Annotated in this window: 12 protein-coding genes; 5 read left to right on the top strand and 7 right to left on the bottom strand. The window is 68.6% G+C overall.

What is annotated here, in order from left to right; all coding sequences use genetic code 11:
* Positions 1-121: 121 nt before the first annotated feature.
* Entirely contained in the window at positions 122-1852 is a 1731-nt protein-coding gene (locus ABD882_RS07195) for an amino acid permease (RefSeq protein ID WP_345185611.1), read from the top strand.
* Position 1853: 1 nt separating this feature from the next.
* Complete coding sequence (locus ABD882_RS07190) at positions 1854-2678, top strand: glutamate ABC transporter substrate-binding protein (protein ID WP_345185610.1); 825 nt, start codon at positions 1854-1856, stop codon at positions 2676-2678.
* 66 nt (positions 2679-2744) lie between these two features.
* On the opposite strand, the gene ABD882_RS07185 is transcribed toward ABD882_RS07190, so the two are convergent.
* The 3 genes from ABD882_RS07185 to ABD882_RS07175 all read right to left on the bottom strand — a co-directional run bounded on the left by ABD882_RS07185 (position 2745) and on the right by ABD882_RS07175 (position 8002).
* Positions 2745-4631 carry a bifunctional metallophosphatase/5'-nucleotidase gene (locus ABD882_RS07185; protein WP_345185608.1) on the bottom strand — a complete coding sequence of 629 codons (1887 nt, stop codon included), beginning with the start codon at positions 4629-4631 and terminating at the stop codon, positions 2745-2747.
* 114 nt (positions 4632-4745) lie between these two features.
* Entirely contained in the window at positions 4746-6500 is a 1755-nt protein-coding gene (locus tag ABD882_RS07180; RefSeq protein ID WP_345185607.1) for an asparaginase domain-containing protein, read from the bottom strand.
* 14 nt (positions 6501-6514) lie between these two features.
* The gene (locus tag ABD882_RS07175; RefSeq protein ID WP_345185604.1) at positions 6515-8002 is read right to left on the bottom strand and encodes an amino acid permease; all 1488 of its coding nucleotides are present in this window, start codon (positions 8000-8002) and stop codon (positions 6515-6517) included.
* Positions 8003-8152: 150 nt separating this feature from the next.
* On the opposite strand from ABD882_RS07175, the gene ABD882_RS07170 reads away from it, so the two are divergent.
* Positions 8153-8827 carry a FadR/GntR family transcriptional regulator gene (locus tag ABD882_RS07170; RefSeq protein WP_345185602.1) on the top strand — a complete coding sequence of 225 codons (675 nt, stop codon included), beginning with the start codon at positions 8153-8155 and terminating at the stop codon, positions 8825-8827.
* 79 nt (positions 8828-8906) lie between these two features.
* On the opposite strand, the gene ABD882_RS07165 is transcribed toward ABD882_RS07170, so the two are convergent.
* The 3 genes from ABD882_RS07165 to ABD882_RS07155 form a co-directional block, all read right to left on the bottom strand.
* Complete coding sequence (locus ABD882_RS07165) at positions 8907-9848, bottom strand: M23 family metallopeptidase (RefSeq protein WP_345185601.1); 942 nt, start codon at positions 9846-9848, stop codon at positions 8907-8909.
* Between the two features lie 170 nt (positions 9849-10018).
* On the bottom strand, positions 10019-12565 hold the full coding sequence (locus tag ABD882_RS07160) for a bifunctional lysylphosphatidylglycerol flippase/synthetase MprF (RefSeq protein WP_345185600.1): 2547 nt from the start codon (positions 12563-12565) through the stop codon (positions 10019-10021).
* Between the two features lie 52 nt (positions 12566-12617).
* The gene (locus ABD882_RS07155; protein ID WP_345185598.1) at positions 12618-13919 is read right to left on the bottom strand and encodes an alpha/beta hydrolase; all 1302 of its coding nucleotides are present in this window, start codon (positions 13917-13919) and stop codon (positions 12618-12620) included.
* A gap of 154 nt (positions 13920-14073) precedes the next feature.
* On the opposite strand from ABD882_RS07155, the gene ABD882_RS07150 reads away from it, so the two are divergent.
* Positions 14074-14328, top strand: coding sequence for a hypothetical protein (locus tag ABD882_RS07150; RefSeq protein WP_345185597.1), 255 nt, complete (start codon positions 14074-14076; stop codon positions 14326-14328).
* Between the two features lie 12 nt (positions 14329-14340).
* Here ABD882_RS07150 and ABD882_RS07145 read toward each other — a convergent pair whose 3' ends face one another.
* Positions 14341-14820: an Lrp/AsnC family transcriptional regulator gene (locus ABD882_RS07145; RefSeq protein WP_345185595.1), complete on the bottom strand. Its 480-nt coding sequence runs from the start codon at positions 14818-14820 to the stop codon at positions 14341-14343.
* A 113-nt stretch (positions 14821-14933) separates the two neighbouring features.
* On the opposite strand from ABD882_RS07145, the gene ABD882_RS07140 reads away from it, so the two are divergent.
* Entirely contained in the window at positions 14934-16151 is a 1218-nt protein-coding gene (locus ABD882_RS07140; protein WP_345185594.1) for a trans-sulfuration enzyme family protein, read from the top strand.
* The last annotated feature ends 15 nt before the right edge of the window (positions 16152-16166 follow it).

Raw genomic sequence — 16166 nt, 5'->3', positions numbered from 1 at the left:
GCGGGGAATGCATTGCCCTCGATGCGAGATCCGTGCCATTCTCGGTACCACGTCAGCGCCGATGCTCCGAGCCGTACTGCGACCCGCCTCACCGGCGAGAAACGGTGAAGAGGGGGAACGAATGTCGCAGACGGATGTCACGCAGAGCCCGCAGTTCGAAGAGGGGCACGGCACGGAGCACGACGCCGAGCAGGCCGGCTACAAGAAGAGCCTGAACCGCCGGCAGGTGCAGATGATCGCCATCGGCGGTGCGATCGGAACCGGACTCTTCCTCGGATCCGCGTCGCGGCTGCACAGCAACGGCCCGGCTCTCGTGCTCAGCTACGCCCTCGTCGGCGTGATCGCCTATTTCCTCATGCGCGCGCTGGGCGAACTGGTGCTGTACCGGACGACTTCCGGTGCGTTCGTGTCGTGGATGCGCGAGTTCTTCGGTGAGAAGGCGGCCTTCTACACGGGCTGGATGTACTGGACGAACTGGGCGCTCACCGGCATCGCCGAACTGAGCGCGGTGGGCCTGTACATCCAGTATTGGTGGCCGCAGATGCCGACCTGGGCGACGGTGCTCATCGCTCTCGCTGTCGTGCTCATCGTGAACCTGCTGTCCGCCAAGGCGTTCGGCGAGTTCGAGTTCTGGGCCTCGGTGCTCAAGGTCACCGCGATCATCGTGTTCCTCGTCATCGGGATCATCGTGGTCGCGTTCAGCTTCGACGTCGGCGGGCACCGCGCAGGCATACAGAACCTGTGGTCCAATCCCGGTGGGTTCTGGCCGACCGGGGGCGGATTCGCCTGGTACGGCCCGATCATCGTGATGTCGGGGGTCGTGTTCGCGTACGCCGCGATCGAGATGGTCGGCATCGCGGCGGGCGAGATGGAGGATCCGAAGCGCGAGGTGCCGAAGGCCGTGAACGCGGTCATCGTGCGGATCGCCGTGTTCTACTGCGGCGCGCTGCTGCTGCTCGTGTGCATCCTGCCGACGAGCGAGTTCACTCCGGGCATCAGCCCGTTCGTGACGGTGTTCGGGCGGATGGGCATGCCGTGGATGGCCAACGTCATCCAGGCGATCCTGATCGTCGCGGCGATGTCGTCGCTGAACTCCGGGCTGTACACCACGGGCCGGGTGCTGCGCAGCCTCGGCATGGCGAAGCAGGCGCCGGGCTTCACCCTGAAGATGAGCGGATCCGGTGTGCCGTGGGCGGGGATCGTCATGACGGCCGTGATCTACGTGCTCGGCTCGATCCTGAACGCGGTGAGCCCCGACGCGTTCGAGATCGCGCTGGAGGCCGCCTCCATCGCCGTCGTGTTCACGTGGGGAACGATCTTCGTGTGCCAGCTGCGGCTACGACAACTCACCGACAGGGGAGTGCTCCCACCGAGTTCGTTCCGTGCGCCGGGAACTCCGTGGACGAGCTATATCGGGCTCGGCTTCCTCGTGTTCGTGATCGTCGGGATGGCGATCTCGGGCTGGCAGGCGTCGCCGTACTTCTGGCACAAGACCGGGTTCGTCGTGGTGGTCATCGGGATCCCCGCGCTGCTGATCATCTTCGAGCTCGGCTGGTTCTTCGTGAAGGGCCGGGTCGCCGCGCACACGGACGGACGGATGCTGAGCAAGTGGACCGACACGGGGCTGCGCTACCCGCCGCAGCCCGCCGGGCCGCGCACCGAGTCGATCGCGGCGATCGGCACGGTGCAGTTCGACGCGCGCGAGTGGGACAACCTCGATGAGGAGGACGACGAGGAGGACATCGCGGCGCTCGGCACCGTCCAGGTCGAGATGCACGAATGGGACAACCTCGACGAACCGGACAAGAATCCGCCCGACCCCGATCCGACGAACAAGGACAGGGGGGTGTGACATGCGCCGTCTGACCACCGCCGCGCTCGGACTGCTGGCCGCGTCCCTGCTCGTCGCCGGATGCTCGTCCACGCCGCCGAACAGCACCGGCGACAACGCCGCGACCGGAACCGGCACCCTCACGATCGGCATCGCCGACGACCTGCCGGGGGTGAGCCTGAAGACCGACGCCGGCTATGCAGGGTTCGACATCGACACCGCGAACTTCGTGGCGGGCAAGCTCGGCATCCCCACCAAGAACATCACCTGGCAGCGCATCGACCAGTCGGAGCGGGTGAGCGCGCTGACCTCGGGCAAGGTCGACATGGTCGTCTCGACCTTCTCGATCACGCCGGAGCGGGAGAAGGATGTCGCCTTCGCCGGTCCGTACTTCGTGGCGCATCAGGATCTGCTGATCCGTCGAAACGACGACACCATCACGGGCCCGGAGACCCTGGACGGCAAGAAGGTGTGCGCGGCCGCGGGAACGACCTCGATCGACTACCTGACCGCGAACTACCGCGGCAAGATCACCGTCGTGAAGGTACCGTCCTGGTCGGAGTGCGTGCGCGACCTCGCCGCCGGCACGGTCGACGCCGTCTCCACGGACGACCTCATCCTGGCCGGTTTCGCCGCCGTGCCTGAGTACAAGGGGGTGCTGCGCGTGATCGGCAAGGGCTTCACCGACGAGAACTATGGCATCGGGCTGAAGCAGGGCGACAACCGTCTCGACCAGGTGCGGGCGGCGCTGAAGGAGTACATCTCCTCGGGGGCGTGGAAGAAGTCCCTCGACGCGAACGTGGCGCCCTCGGGGTACGCGATCCCTGCGCCGCCGACCGTGAAGTGACCCGTCTGTTCACGACAGCGCCCCTTCCTCCGCAGGACGGCGGAGGAAGGGGCGCTGCCGTGCGGATCAGAAGACGGGGACGCCGGCGCGCGTGAGCTGCCAGTTCACGACGTGGAAGTCCGCCGGATTGATCTTCCCTGCCGCGGACGCGTAGGCCACGATCGCCTCGCGGATCGCGACCTGGGCGTTGTAGATCACCGGCGCCGTGGCGATGTGCGGGAACCCGCCGCCGCCTGACTGACGGTAGTTGTTGACCGCGACGACGAACTTCTGGTCCGCCGCGATCGGCGCCCCGGCCCACGACAGGTTGGCGATCCGAGATCCCTGCGGCTGCGAGATGTCGACGTCGTAGCTGACGCCCGAGAACTGGTCGTAGTTGTAGTCCGGGGTGAGGCCCGCGTTGGTCCAGGCGGCCGGGTTCACGGGGGCGCCAGGGGCCACCTGCTGGAAGTACTTCGCGGAGTACTCCAGATAGTCCTTGATCTGGGCTCCGGTGAGCACCGACGCCATGAGCGTGTTGTCGTAGATGTACAGCCCGGCGACATCGCGGATCGTGACCTGCCCCGCGGGGAAGGTGGCGGCGCGGTTGAACGGCGCCGCGATGGACACGATCGGCAGGGATGCCTCCGGCGTCCCCGCGATCGCCGCGGTCACGGTGTCGACCTGCACCTTGTTGATGTAGTCGAGGATCGCGGTGTCCTTCCAGCAGGACTCTGCCGCGGAGAGCTCCTCGGTGGAGGTCGCGACCGGCTTGTTCACGTACGCCACCACGGCGTCGTGCTGCGCCTGGACCACCGAGACGAGGGCCGGGTCGTCCTGCACCGTGTTCGTGTTGACGTTCGTCGCCTTCTTCGACACGACGGTCCACTGGCCCTTGACCTGCTGCAGCTCGATGTCGAACACGCTGAGGCGCTGCCCCCAGCACATCGGCTCGCTCAGCACCACCTGCTGGCCCGTGCTGGCGTTGGTGACGAAGCGCTGCGGGATGTCCTTGTGCGCATGCCCGAACAGGATCGCGTCGATCCCCGGGACCTGCTCGGCGAGGAGCGCGGCGGCGTTCTCGTTCGGCAGATCGGTGCCGTACGAGGAGGTGCCGCTGTCGCCGGAGTGCACGCTCACGACGAGCACGTCCACGCCCTGAGCGCGGATCACCGGCACCCAGCGTCGGGCGGTCTCGACGATGTCGAGCACCTCGAGCTTGCCGCTCACGTTGGCCTTGTCCCAGATGACGATGCCGGGGTTGGTCAGGCCCAGCACGCCCACCCGGATGGGCTTTGCGCCCTTCGGGTTGAGCGTCTTGATCGTGTACGGCGTGTACGCGGGCACGGTGGTGCCGGCGTGCACCGCGTTGGCGCCCAGGACGGGCGCGTTCATCTGCTTGATCCAGGTGTCGAGGAAGTCGAGGCCGTAGTTGAACTCGTGGTTGCCGAGAGCGACGGCGTCGTAGCCGATCGCGTTCATCTGCGCGGCCATCGGGTGGATCGCACCGGTCTTCGTGATGGGATCGACCGTCGCATAGTAGAAGCCGAGCGGCGTCCCCTGGATGGTGTCGCCCGCGTCGAACAGCAGGGTGCGGTCGCGTCCGCGGTCGGCGCGGATCTGGTTCACGACGCTCGACACCCGGGACAGCCCGACCACGTTGCCCGCCTTGTCGCTGTAGGCCGCGTCGGTGTAGTAGTCCCAGTTGACGGCGTGCGAATGGATGTCGGAGGATCCCATGATCGTGATCGTCACGGACTTGCCGATGCCGCCCGCGGCGGCCGCGGCAGGCTCGGGGTTCGTCGCGACCCAGCCGGCCGCGGCGAGGGCGCTCGCGGCCGAGACCCCGGTGAGGAATCCGCGTCGGCTCAGCCCTGAGCGACGCTCCGCTTCGACATCGTCGGGGACGGCGCAGGAGCACCAGCGGGGCTGTGGGGCGTCGGCGTGGCGGTGGAGATGTGTTTCATCTGTCATGAAGCCCGATGCAACCATGCTTCGGGGACGCCCACAACAACGACACGTGAACTCTTCGTGCGATGCGCATATGAGCATGCAGGGATGCGAATCCCCCGAGGTGAGCATCGGCGCTCAGCCCGCCGATGCGGCCGGGTGCTGTTCGCCGATCAGGTTCCGTGCCAGAAGCGCCCGCAGTTCGTCGCCGACGTAGCCGGCGCGCGCGAGCGCGCCGAGCTTGCCCAGCGCCGCCTCGGTCGTCATGTCGCCCGCGGACAGTGCACCCGCCCGGGCGAGGACGGACCCCACGGCGTAGCGTCCGAGTTCCACGCCGCCGTCGGCGCATTGCGTGACCGCGAGCACCACGCTGCCCCGGGCAGTGGCTCGCTGCACCGCTCCGACCAGCTCCCCGGCCGCCATCGGCGCGGTCCCCGCGCCGTAGCACTCCAGGACCACGCCGGCCGGGCAGTCGTCGAGCATGGCATCGAGCTGGCGGCCGCTGAGTCCGGGAGACACCTTCATGAGGCCTATGCGCGGGTTGGCGCGCCCGACGGCGCCGCGGAGCGCTGATGCCATTGACGGCGCCACGCCTGATGGCGAGCCGGCCAGCCCGAGATGGGCGATGAACGCGTCAAGGCTTTCACTGGAGCGCTTCGTGGTGCGAACGGCCGGGAGGATCCGGCCTGCGAAGGCGATCCAGACGCCCGTCGCGAGTCGGCCCGAGGCCGCGCCGAACGCCTGCGCGAAGTTGTCCGGAGCGTCGCTGCCCCCCGTGCCGAACGGTCGCTGCGCTCCCGTGAACACGATGGGGACCTCGAGGTCCGCCAGCGCGAACGCGACGTACGCGGCGCTGTACGCCATGCTGTCGGTGCCGTGGATCACCACCACCGCGCGCGCACGGTCCTGTGCGGCGACGGCGCGGATCCGGTCGGCGAGAACACCGAGGGTCGCGGGGGAGACCTCGGCACTGTCGATCGCCGGCTCGGATCGCGCGTAGGTCCACGGAACCACGGGACCGCCGGGATCGAGTCCGGCGACGAGCCCCGCGACCTCCGCGTGCAGATGCGGGTTCGCAGCCAGGCCGTGCTCCGTGGGCACCATCCCGAAAGTGCCGCCGGTGTAGAGCACCGCGACCGGGCGGGTGGCGTCGCCGCTCACGCTTCTCTCCGGCGGAGGCGACGGATGCCAGCGCACGGCCGCACGCGCAAGCAGCCGGGACACGTCGATCGCTCCCGACTCCTCCTGGGCAGCGGCGCCCTCCAGCAACGGCAGCTCGGTGCAGGCGAGCAGCACCGTATCGCTGTGCATACGCGACCGGATGCGCGCGAACTCAGCCTCGATCTCCGGTGTCGAGCCGCCCGCGAGCTTCACTTCGGAGATGAGGCGATGCACGCGGTCCTGATCCTCGGGGAGCTCGACGGCGACGTGCTCGCTCAGGCGCGCATACGATGACCAGCCGCCGAGATCCATCGTCTGGCGTGACCCGAGCAGTGCCACGGACGCGGCCCCCCGCGCCCGTAGCTCGGTGAGCGCCGCCTCCGCCGGCGTGAGCAGGACTGCCGGGAGGCCGAGCGCCTCCAGCCGATCCGCGAAGTAGTTGAGCGTGTTGCACGCGATGACGTACACATCGACCTGTTCCGCGATCCGTTCGGCCGCGTTCCTGAGGGCGATCCAGACGCGATCCTCCTCGTTCTCCAGGTCCATCGAATAGCCGAGCTCGGGAAGCGAGACGATGACGGTCTCCGGCGCATCGATGTCGCCGCGATAACGATCGCCGAGCAGCGCACGATGCTCTTCGAGCACCTTGCGCCACATGTCGATGCCTGCCTCCGGCCCCGAACCGGCGATGATGCCGATCCGGTGCCGGATCGTCCCGCTTCCGTCACTCACGCTGGTTCCCTTGGTCAGGTCTGATCTGCCTCGACCGGCGACGGGGCTTCTCCCGTGATGTCGATCGTAGAGGTGAGCGCCTCGGGGTTGATGCGTCCGCGCACCCGGTACCAGCCGACGACCATCAGGATGACCACGATGACGAACGCCGCGAGGGTGATGCGGCCGACGCCCGGGTCCAACGCCATCAGCAGCACGACCACGGCGAGGAAGACGAGGGTGATGCCGTTGGTCACCGGCGCCCACGGCAACCGGAACTTCGGGCGTTCGCGCCCCTGGCTCTTCATCCTGCGCACGAAGAGCCAATGGCACACGATGATGGAGCCCCACACGCCGACGATGCCCAGGCCCGCCAGGTTGAGCACGATCTCGAACACCTGACCGGGGACGATGAGATTGAGGATCACGCCGATCACGCCGAGTCCGGTCGTGATGAGGATGCCGCCGTACGGGACTCCGGCCTTGTTCATCCGGTTCGCGAACTTCGGTCCGGTCCCCGCCGCGGCGAGAGAGCGGAGCGTGCGACCGGTGGAGTACAGGCCCGCGTTCAGGCTCGACATCGCCGCGGTGAGCACCACGAGGTTCATGATGTCGCCGGCGTAGGGGATCCCGATCGAGTTCATGACCGTCACGAACGGACTCTGGCCGGCCTTGTAGGAGGTCCACGGCAGGAGCAGGGTGAACAGGACGACCGAGCCCGCGTAGAACAGCATGATGCGCCACATGATGGAGTTGACGGCGCGCGGAACCACCGCGCGGGCATCCTTCGCTTCGCCGGCGGCGACTCCGACCATCTCGGTCCCGCCATAGGCGAAGACGACGCCGAGTGCGATGACGAACATGGGGGCGATGCCCTTGGGGAAGAAGCCCCCGTTGTCGGCGATCATGGCGAGACCGGGGGTGTGCCCGGCGATCGGGGTCTGCGTGACGATGAAGTAGATCCCGAGAATGCCGAAGAGGACGATCGCTCCGACCTTGATCAGCGCGAACCAGTACTCGAGCTCGCCGAACAGCACCGCGGAGGTGATGTTCATCGCCATCACGATGACCAGTGCGATGAGCGCCAGCAGCCATTGCGGGATCGGCGTGAAGAAGGACCAGAAATGCGCATAGAGCGCGATCGCGGTGATGTCGGCGATCACGGTCGTTCCCCAGTCGAGGAAGAACAGCCAGCCGACGGAGAAGGCGCCCTTTTCGCCCATGAACTCGCGTGCGTACGAGACGAACGCGCCGGAGGAGGGGCGGTACATCACCAGTTCGCCGAGCGCGCGCACCACGATGAAGGCGAAGAACCCGCACACGATGTAGACCACCGCGAGTGAGGGGCCGGCGATCTCCATGCGCCCGCTGGCGCCGAGGAAGAGTCCGGTCCCGATCGAGCCGCCGATCGCGATCATGCTCATGTGCCGCCGCTTGAGCGACTTCCGGTACCCGCTGTCGCCGGCATCGACGACGCCGGGTGAGGCCACATCCGTGGCCCGAACCTCGTTGTTCTGATCCATGTCCTGTCTTTCGTCGTGCCGACTGTGCGCGTTCTGTCCGGCTGTCGGGCTGTCCTACAGATTAAGAGAAGATGCGGGATCGCACAAGGCCGAGATGTCCGAAGGGTCGAATAGAGTGGATCCGGACGCTAGAGGGAACAGAGGTCGGTCGTGTCTGGTTCTTTTCACCCCGCACCTGTACCGCGAATCAGTGCCGCGGAGGCAGTCTTCAAGGCTCTCAGGACGCTGATCGCCAGTGACGATGTCGCCATCGGCGATCGGCTCCCCGGTGAGATCGAGCTGGCGCGGCGTTTCGGCGTCAGCCGTTCGATCCTGCGAGAGGCGCTCGGTGCGTGCGCCACTCTCGGCCTCGTCGAGACGCGTACCGGCAGCGGCACCTTCGTGCTGTCGAAGACCGAACATCCGCAGCTCACGTTCGGGGGCTATTCGGCGAAAGATCTCATCGAAGCGCGGCTGCAGGTCGAGATCCCCGCGGCCGGGTTCGCCGCAGAACGCCGCACGCCCGAACAGCTCGCGCTGCTGCAAGAACACACGAAGAAGATGCGCGAGGAAGTCGATCTCCGCGCGTGGGTTCGGCTGGACGGGCATTTCCATCGTGCGATCGCGGAGGCGAGTGGCAACCCCGTGCTGGCCGCGATCGTGACACTGATGCGCCAGGCACTCGATCCGCAGTCGGAGTTCCTGAACCTCACGCGAGATCGTCGGGTGGCATCCGATCTCGAGCATGATCGGATCCTCGATGCGATCGCCTCGGGGTCCGCGGAGGCGGCACGCCGTGCGGTGGCGTTCCACATCGAGCAGGTCTCCTTGGCCCTCACGGAGTAGCCGCGCACGTTCGCGCCTGCGGACGACGAAGGCCCCCGCGAGCAGGGGCCTTCGTCGAGATCCTCACCGGGTAGGCGCGTCAGAACACGTTGGCCTCGAGCCAGGCCAGCGGGTCGATCGCGCTGTCGTTGATGTGCACCTCGAAGTGCAGGCAGCTCCCGACCGTCCAGCCGGTGTTGCCGACGCGTCCGATGAACTGGCCGGCCGTGACGCATTCGCCGACCTGCACCGCGCGGGTGCCGTAGGTCATGTGCGCGTACAGGGTCGACACGGCGTTGGTGCCGCTGAGGGCCGGGTGGGCGATCTCGATGGACACGCCGTAGCCCTGGTAGCTCTCCTGTGACATCGTGACGCAGCCGTCGGCGGCGGCGTAGATCGGGGTTCCGACCGGCGCCGCGAAGTCCTGTCCCATGTGACTGCGACCGGTCCGCGCCGCGCCGAAGCCGTCGGTGAGGGTGTAGGAGCCGGCGGCCATGGGGTAGATGACCTGACCGGGCTTGGCGATCGAGGAGACGCCGGTCCGAGCCGCTGCGGCGGTGGCGGCCTGCATCGCCGTGAGCTCGGTGGGGGTCGTCGCGGTGAAGGTGCCGTGCACCTGGACGTCGGGGAGGACGCCCTTGGCCGCCGTGAACGACTGCGCGCGGATGTCGGCGGCGGTCGTCGTCGCGGCGTTGCCGTCCTGCGCGCGGACCAGCCCGATCGCCGGGAGGGCCGTGCCGACCACGAGTGCAGTGATCGCGAGGGCTGCACCTGTGGTGCGACTGAGGTGCTTGGCCGAACGACGGGGTCGCGCGCTGCCCGGCGCGACGCTCGTCTCGGTCTTCGCGGTGTGGCCTGTTCTGCGTGGTCCGGCCTTCGGCGCGTGCGTCGCGGATCGCCGAGCAGCCGAGTGGTCCGGTGCTGTGACGTGTGCGGTCGTGCCTGCGGAGGACGTCTGGTCGCGCAGCGCCGCCTGTTCCCGAAGCTCTCGACGCGACCGGGGAACGACGGTTCCGGGGGTGGCGGAGGGCGATGTCGGCATCTGGGCAGAGGGGGGCGCGGTTTCGGGTGATCGCGAAGGGATGATGTGCTCCTCGGGCAGCGGAGGGTGTTACAACTCCGTAATAATACGGACAGATCCTGAGAGTTCCATACATTCGATGACGTTCGGCGCGTCACGGACCGGATCCGACAGCGACGAACGGCACCGGTTCAGGCTCCTCCGTCACGCTTCGTGATCGTCTCCACGAGCGCGAGATACTCCTTCGGCGAGGCGTTGGGCAGGTAGGCGTTGCCGAGCGCCATGCCGATCGCCGCCAGCCTCGCGGGGTCCGCGTAGGCCATGTAGATGGTCTCGTAGCGCGGATTGAACTTGCTCTTGAACCGGAACAGCGAGGTGAACCCGTACGCAGGCTCGAGCATCTGGCCGAGCCACTCGAGCAGCCGGTCCATGACAGTCGGCTCGGCGCTCTCCTGGCCCGGCTTGGTGGCGAGCGGGGCCCCGGAGAGGCTCAGCACCTGCGCGCCCTGCTCTTTCATATGCAGCGCGGCGGAGGCGATCACGAACTCCATGATTCCGGGCATTGATCCGTCTCCCCGACGCATGAAGTCGATGGTCCAGCCGGTGATCCTCCCGTCCGTCCAGCTCGGCAGCCAGCTCGTGGTGGCCTGGATGGTGCCCTCCTTGTCGATGGCGAGGAAGACGCCGACGTCGGGATCCTTGAGCTCCTGGGTGCTGCCGAGGGTGAACCCCATCTCCGGCAGCTTCTTGTTCGCGACCCACTCCTCGCTCACGGCGACGATCTGCGCGGTGTACTTCGGCGGAAGATCCGCCCAGGTCGACCACAGCGTGGTGATGCCCTCGCGCTCACCGCGGTTCAGCGGCTGGCGCACCTTCTGCCAGGCCTTCCCGGTCAGCTCCAGGCCGGGCAGGTCGAGCACCGTCTCCTCGCCCACGGACAGGTACTGCCAGCCGAACTCCTGGAACACCGGCAGGAAGCGCTCGTGGAAGCTGTAGAAGCAGGCCGACCAGCCCTGCGTCTCGCAGTGGTGCACGAACTCCTCGATCGTGGCCCGCTCCTCGCCCGCGGCGCAGAGCGGATCCGACGTCGTCAGCGCGACGCCGTTGATGACCCGGTAGGCGACAGCTCCGCGACCGTCGGCGCTGAACCAGTAGCTGTTGCCGGGCCAGGTGCCCATGAAGCCCAGAGTGCCGCCGTTCCCCGCGCGCAGCAGCGCGCGGAAGCGCTCCTCCTCCTCGGCGTTCCGCTCGATCCGGGTGGCGCGGTAGAGCCGCACCATCGCCAGGATGAACACGCCCCAGAACAGCACGCCGATCCACTGATAGACGACCAGGGCCATGCCGTCGACGGGGATGGCCTCCTCGGTCGCGGGCGGCAGGAACCCCGCGGGCACGAAGGGGCGCAGGATGTCGCCGAGCAGACCGCCGAGCGAGGGTCGTCCGTCCAGGTAGTTCTCGCCGTCGACGAGGCCGATCACCACGTACACCGCGGCCAGCACGATCCAGGCGCCGGCAACGGTGATCAGGAACTGCAGCCCCGCCCGATGCGGCGCCCGCACCAGGAAGCGGCGCCGGGTGACGAGCAGGAGACCGACGACCAGGATCGGCACGAGCGTGGCGAGAACGATCGCGATCGCGTCCTCGACGCGCAGCAGGTCGCGGGTCTTCGCGTCCAGCAGCTCCGTGACCCCGAGCACCCCGGCGGTGAGCACCGCGATCGCGGCGTTCACCGCGATCCCGAGGATCCACGCCGCACGGCGCCCGGTGCGCAGCCCCCAGGCGGCGAGCAGGGCCAGCAGCAGCGGCACGATGCTGACCAGGAACGGACCAGGGCCCGCGGTGAGGATCGCGTCGGCCTGTCGCAGGCAGTCGGCGGTGTAGTGCTGGGTGCACGACACGGGCAGTTCGGTCTCGGTGATCGGCGCGAATCCGGCGACGACCGCGCTCAGCGGCGCCGCCACGGATCCGGAGATGAGCACGATGATCGGCCCGAGTCCGGTCGCGGCGACGATCGACGCGACGATCGCGCGGACCTCCCGGTAGGAGCTGCGATGCCAGGCGCCCAGCACGGCTCCGCGGGAGACGACGGCGCCCGCCAGCAGTCCGAGCAGCCCGGCGATGAGACGGAAGATGCTGTCGCTGTCGCCGGCGTAGAGCGCGAACATGAGCAGCAGGGTGAACCCGATCACGCGGATCCGGCGCTGCCAGAGCGCCGGGGCCAGGGCGCTCGCGGCCATGATCATCCCGACGACGCCGACCGAGGGATCCAGCACCAGGTCGATGCTCGCCAGATCGCCCCAGTCGGATCCCCACGTGAGCAGGAGCGCCTGCAGGCCGACGCCGAGCAGGATCGCGACGACGCCCGTCACGAGGAACAGCACGATCGCGCGCAGTGTCCCCAGCCGTCGCTCGGCGTAGGCGCCGACCGTCAGCGTGAGCGCGATGACCATGATCCCGCCGATGAGGGAGTCCACGATGACGAGTGCGGTGAACGGCGTCCACCAGAACGCGAGCTGCCCGGTCGTGATCATGCCGGCGGCGAGCTCCTGCGGGAATCCTCCCCAGAACGTGCCGAACACGAACCCCGTCACCAGGACGACGAAGGCCAGCGCGACGCTGAACGGGTTCGCGCGCACGTACTTCAGCACGGCGCCGTCCTTCCGGGGCGTGCGCGGTGCCGCGGGCCCTGTGGACGGGGCCGACGCGGGGGCGGAGGAGGGGGACTCAGAGGCTGTCATGACGCTGGCTCTCTCTGCGGGGACGATTCGCGGTCGGTGCTCGGGTGTGCGTTCAGGGTGCCGAAAGACCCAGGTGCTTGTACAGCAGGTCCATGGCGAACGGGATGCCCCCGTTGAGGGCGGAGACGACGTGATCGGCTCCCGGCACCACGTGGAAGGTCGTCGTGAAGCCCGCCTCTTCGGCGAGCGTGGTGTTGCGCTGGGCTCCCGGGATGAATCCGGGGTCGTTCCCACCCACGGTGAACACGGCCAGATGACCGGTGAACGCGCCAGGGTGGGCGGCGACGCCGGCGGCGGGCATGTTCGCCTCGAACGCGGCGGCGTCGCCGTCGAAGAGCGTCCTGGTGGCCTCCGCGCGCCATTCCACGCCGGGATACTCGTCCGGGGAGATGCCGATCACGTTGCCCCAGATGTCGGGGTGATGGGTCGCCCAGGTGAACGCGCACGCCCCGCCGTTCGAATAGCCCATGATGGTCCAGGCGCTGTGGTCGAGCAGGACGTTCAGGTTCTTCGTGGCGTACGCGGGGATGTCGGTGTTGAAGTACGTCGAGACGCCGCCGTACTTCTGGGAGTCGACGCACACCGGATCCTGGCTCTCGCTGCCGAGCTGGTCGGCCACGATCACGATCGGCGCGAGGCCCTTGTTCTTCGCCGCCAGCGCGTCCAGAGCCGTGGCGATGAAGGTCGGATCCGGGCTTCCCGGAAAGCCCATCATCATCACGACGAGCGGCAGTCGCGGCGGGTTCTTCACCTGTGCGGCGGGCGGCAGATACACCGTGGCGCTGCGCGGAACGAACCCGGCGGTCGATCGGATCGCCTTGTCGCCGGCGAGCTGCCCGACGGTGCCGTGCGCGGGCATGTCGGCGGGGGGATTCCACGTCTTGTAGAGCGGACCGGACGCGGTCTGGGTGGGGCCGGGCGTCGGCAGCGTGTGGATGTCGTCCTGCGCGGAGGCGCCGAGCAGGGCGCCGACGGTCGGGTTGATCCCGAACGCGGCGTTCACGCCGAGAGTGGTCGACAGCAGTGCCAGGATCACCAGCAGCACCGCGACGATCTTGCGCCAGACCCCGCGCTCCCACAGCGACACGATCCCGAGCAGGGTCGCTCCGAAGCCCGCCGGAACCCAGAGCCAGCACGCGGAGGGCAGCGCAGGCCCGAACGCGGCCGTCGCGTTCGCGACCGCGACGGCCGCGACGCCTCCGCCGATGCCGACCGCGAGGGCGATGACGATGCGCCACAGCCAGGCGGGAGTGGGCCGCCGGATCAGCAGCACGATGACGCCGACGATCGTCAGTCCCCAGACCGTCAGAGGCAGGGGGCCGTCTATGACACTGAGCTTGTAGAACCAGGTCATCGAAGCTCCTGTCCGGGAGGCGCTGTGTCGCGGCGCGTTTACGGGGCACTATAGTCCTCGGCCCGCTGACGACATCCGGCCAGGCCTGCGCATCCGTGCGTCCCGGACGTATCCTGGACAGGAGAGATGTCATCTCCCGATGGGAGGAATGGTCATGAACGAAGACGAGCGCCCGCAGTCGGAGAGCACTGGCGATCCGCGTGACGGGCTGGAGGGCACGTACACCGAGGTCGACGGGGAGCCGGAGCCGGAGCGGACGGTGCACGGGCAGTACACCCGCACCGAACGCGGCGGACCGGATCCCGACGCCGAAGGCACCTATTCGGATGCCGTGCATGCCGATGGCAGCGCACCGGCGGAGCATTCGACGCACGAGCGGCAGGGCAAGTACAACCGCCACGACGAGTAGCGGCTCCCGAGGTCAGTCGTCGGCCAGCAGGCCGGCGCCGTCGCGACGCTCGAACACGAGCTGGGTCTCGGTGGCCCTGACCACGGCGTGCACGGTGATCCGCTCGAGCACGATGTCACGCAGCGCCGCGGGGTCGGCGACCGCCACGTGCACGAGGAAGTCGTCTGCGCCCGCGATGTGGAACACCTGCAGCACCCCAGGGGTCGCCTGCAGCGCGTCGAACAGCGCCTCCACGCCGCTCTTGCTGTGACTGCCGAGACGCACCCGGATCACCGCCTGCACCGGCCGGCCGAGCGCCGCCGGATCCAGGGCGAGCCGCGTTCCGACGATCACGCCGCGGTTGCGCATCGAACGCAGCCGGAACGCGCAGGTCGAGGCGGGGACTTCGAGCGCTGCGGCGAGCTCCTTGATCGAGGCCTCGGGGTGGTCCGTGAGGGCGGCGAGGATCCGGAGATCGAGCGCGTCGGCGACGGGATTCTGTGCGGGCGTCAAGTCGTGCACCTCTCCTGGGCGACAAATTGGTTACGGAACAATGATTGCAAGTGCAAACGAGCCTTGCAACAACAACTCTTGCGAACCCCTGTGCGACGAGGGATCCTGGAGCCATGATCGATGACCCGTCGCACGACGTCCCGCTGTCCGATCGGCCGCAGCACACCGACACGGTCGCCGTGCATGCCGGGCGCGCCGACCTCGCCGCACTGGGCGTGCATGCCGCGCCGATCGACCTGTCCTCCACGAACCCGCTGCCGGACATCCTGCACGGCGGCGACTCGTACGAGGCGATGGCGACCGGCGGGCATCCGCTGCCAGACGGCGGCAACGTGTACGCGCGGCTCTGGAACCCGACGGTGGCCCGGTTCGAGGAGGCGCTCGCGGAACTGGAGCACGCCGAGGCCGCGGTCGCGTTCTCCTCCGGCATGGCGGCGATGACGGCCGCGATCCTCTCGCACACGAGCGCGATGAGCCTCCGTCACATCGTCGCGGTGCGCCCGCTCTACGGCGGCACCGACCACCTGCTCGACTCGGGCCTGCTGGGCGCCGAGATCACGTTCTGCGCCGAGGACGAGGTGCACGGCGCGATCCGCCCCGACACGGGGCTCGTCGTCGTGGAGACCCCGGGAAACCCGACACTCGACCTCGTCGACATCGCGGGCGTGGTCGCGCAGGCGGGGGAGGTGCCCGTGCTCGTGGACAACACCTTCGCGACGCCGCTGCTGCAGAACCCGCTGGATCTCGGCGCGCGCATGTCGTTGCACAGCGCCACGAAGTACATCGGAGGGCACGGCGATGTGATCGCCGGAGTCATCGCCTGCTCCGAGGAGACGGCGCAGGCGCTGCGCCGGGTGCGCGCCATCACCGGCGCCCTGCTGCACCCCCTGGGCGCCTATCTGCTGCACCGGGGACTGGCGACGCTGCCGGTGCGGCTGGAGCGGCAGCAGCAGTCGGCCGAGCGGATCGTCGCCTGGCTCGCAGAGCAGCCCGAGGTGGCCGAGGTGTTCTACCCGGGCATCGCGGATCGACGCGGCCTGATCCCGCGGCAGATGCGCGGGGGCGGGGCCATGATCGCGATCCGGCTCCGTGACGGATACGCCGCCGCGGAGGCTCTCACCGGCTCCGTGCGGCTGTTCACCCACGCCGTGTCGCTCGGCGGGGTCGACTCGCTGGTGCAGCACCCGGCCGCGCTCACGCATCGGCCGGTCGCGGCCGAGGCCCGCCCGGGCGCCGACGTCGTGCGGCTCTCGATCGGGCTCGAGCATCCGGACGATCTGATAGGCGACCTCGCCCAGGCGCTGAGCCGGGTGACCGCGGCGGTGCGCTGAACCGGGACGACCCGT

Origin of the sequence: Microbacterium panaciterrae, assembly GCF_039541635.1 — a bacterium.
GTDB lineage: Bacteria > Actinomycetota > Actinomycetes > Actinomycetales > Microbacteriaceae > Microbacterium > Microbacterium panaciterrae.
The sequence above is the reverse complement of the archived record's forward strand: the minus strand, read 5'-3'. Positions and strand labels throughout refer to the sequence as shown.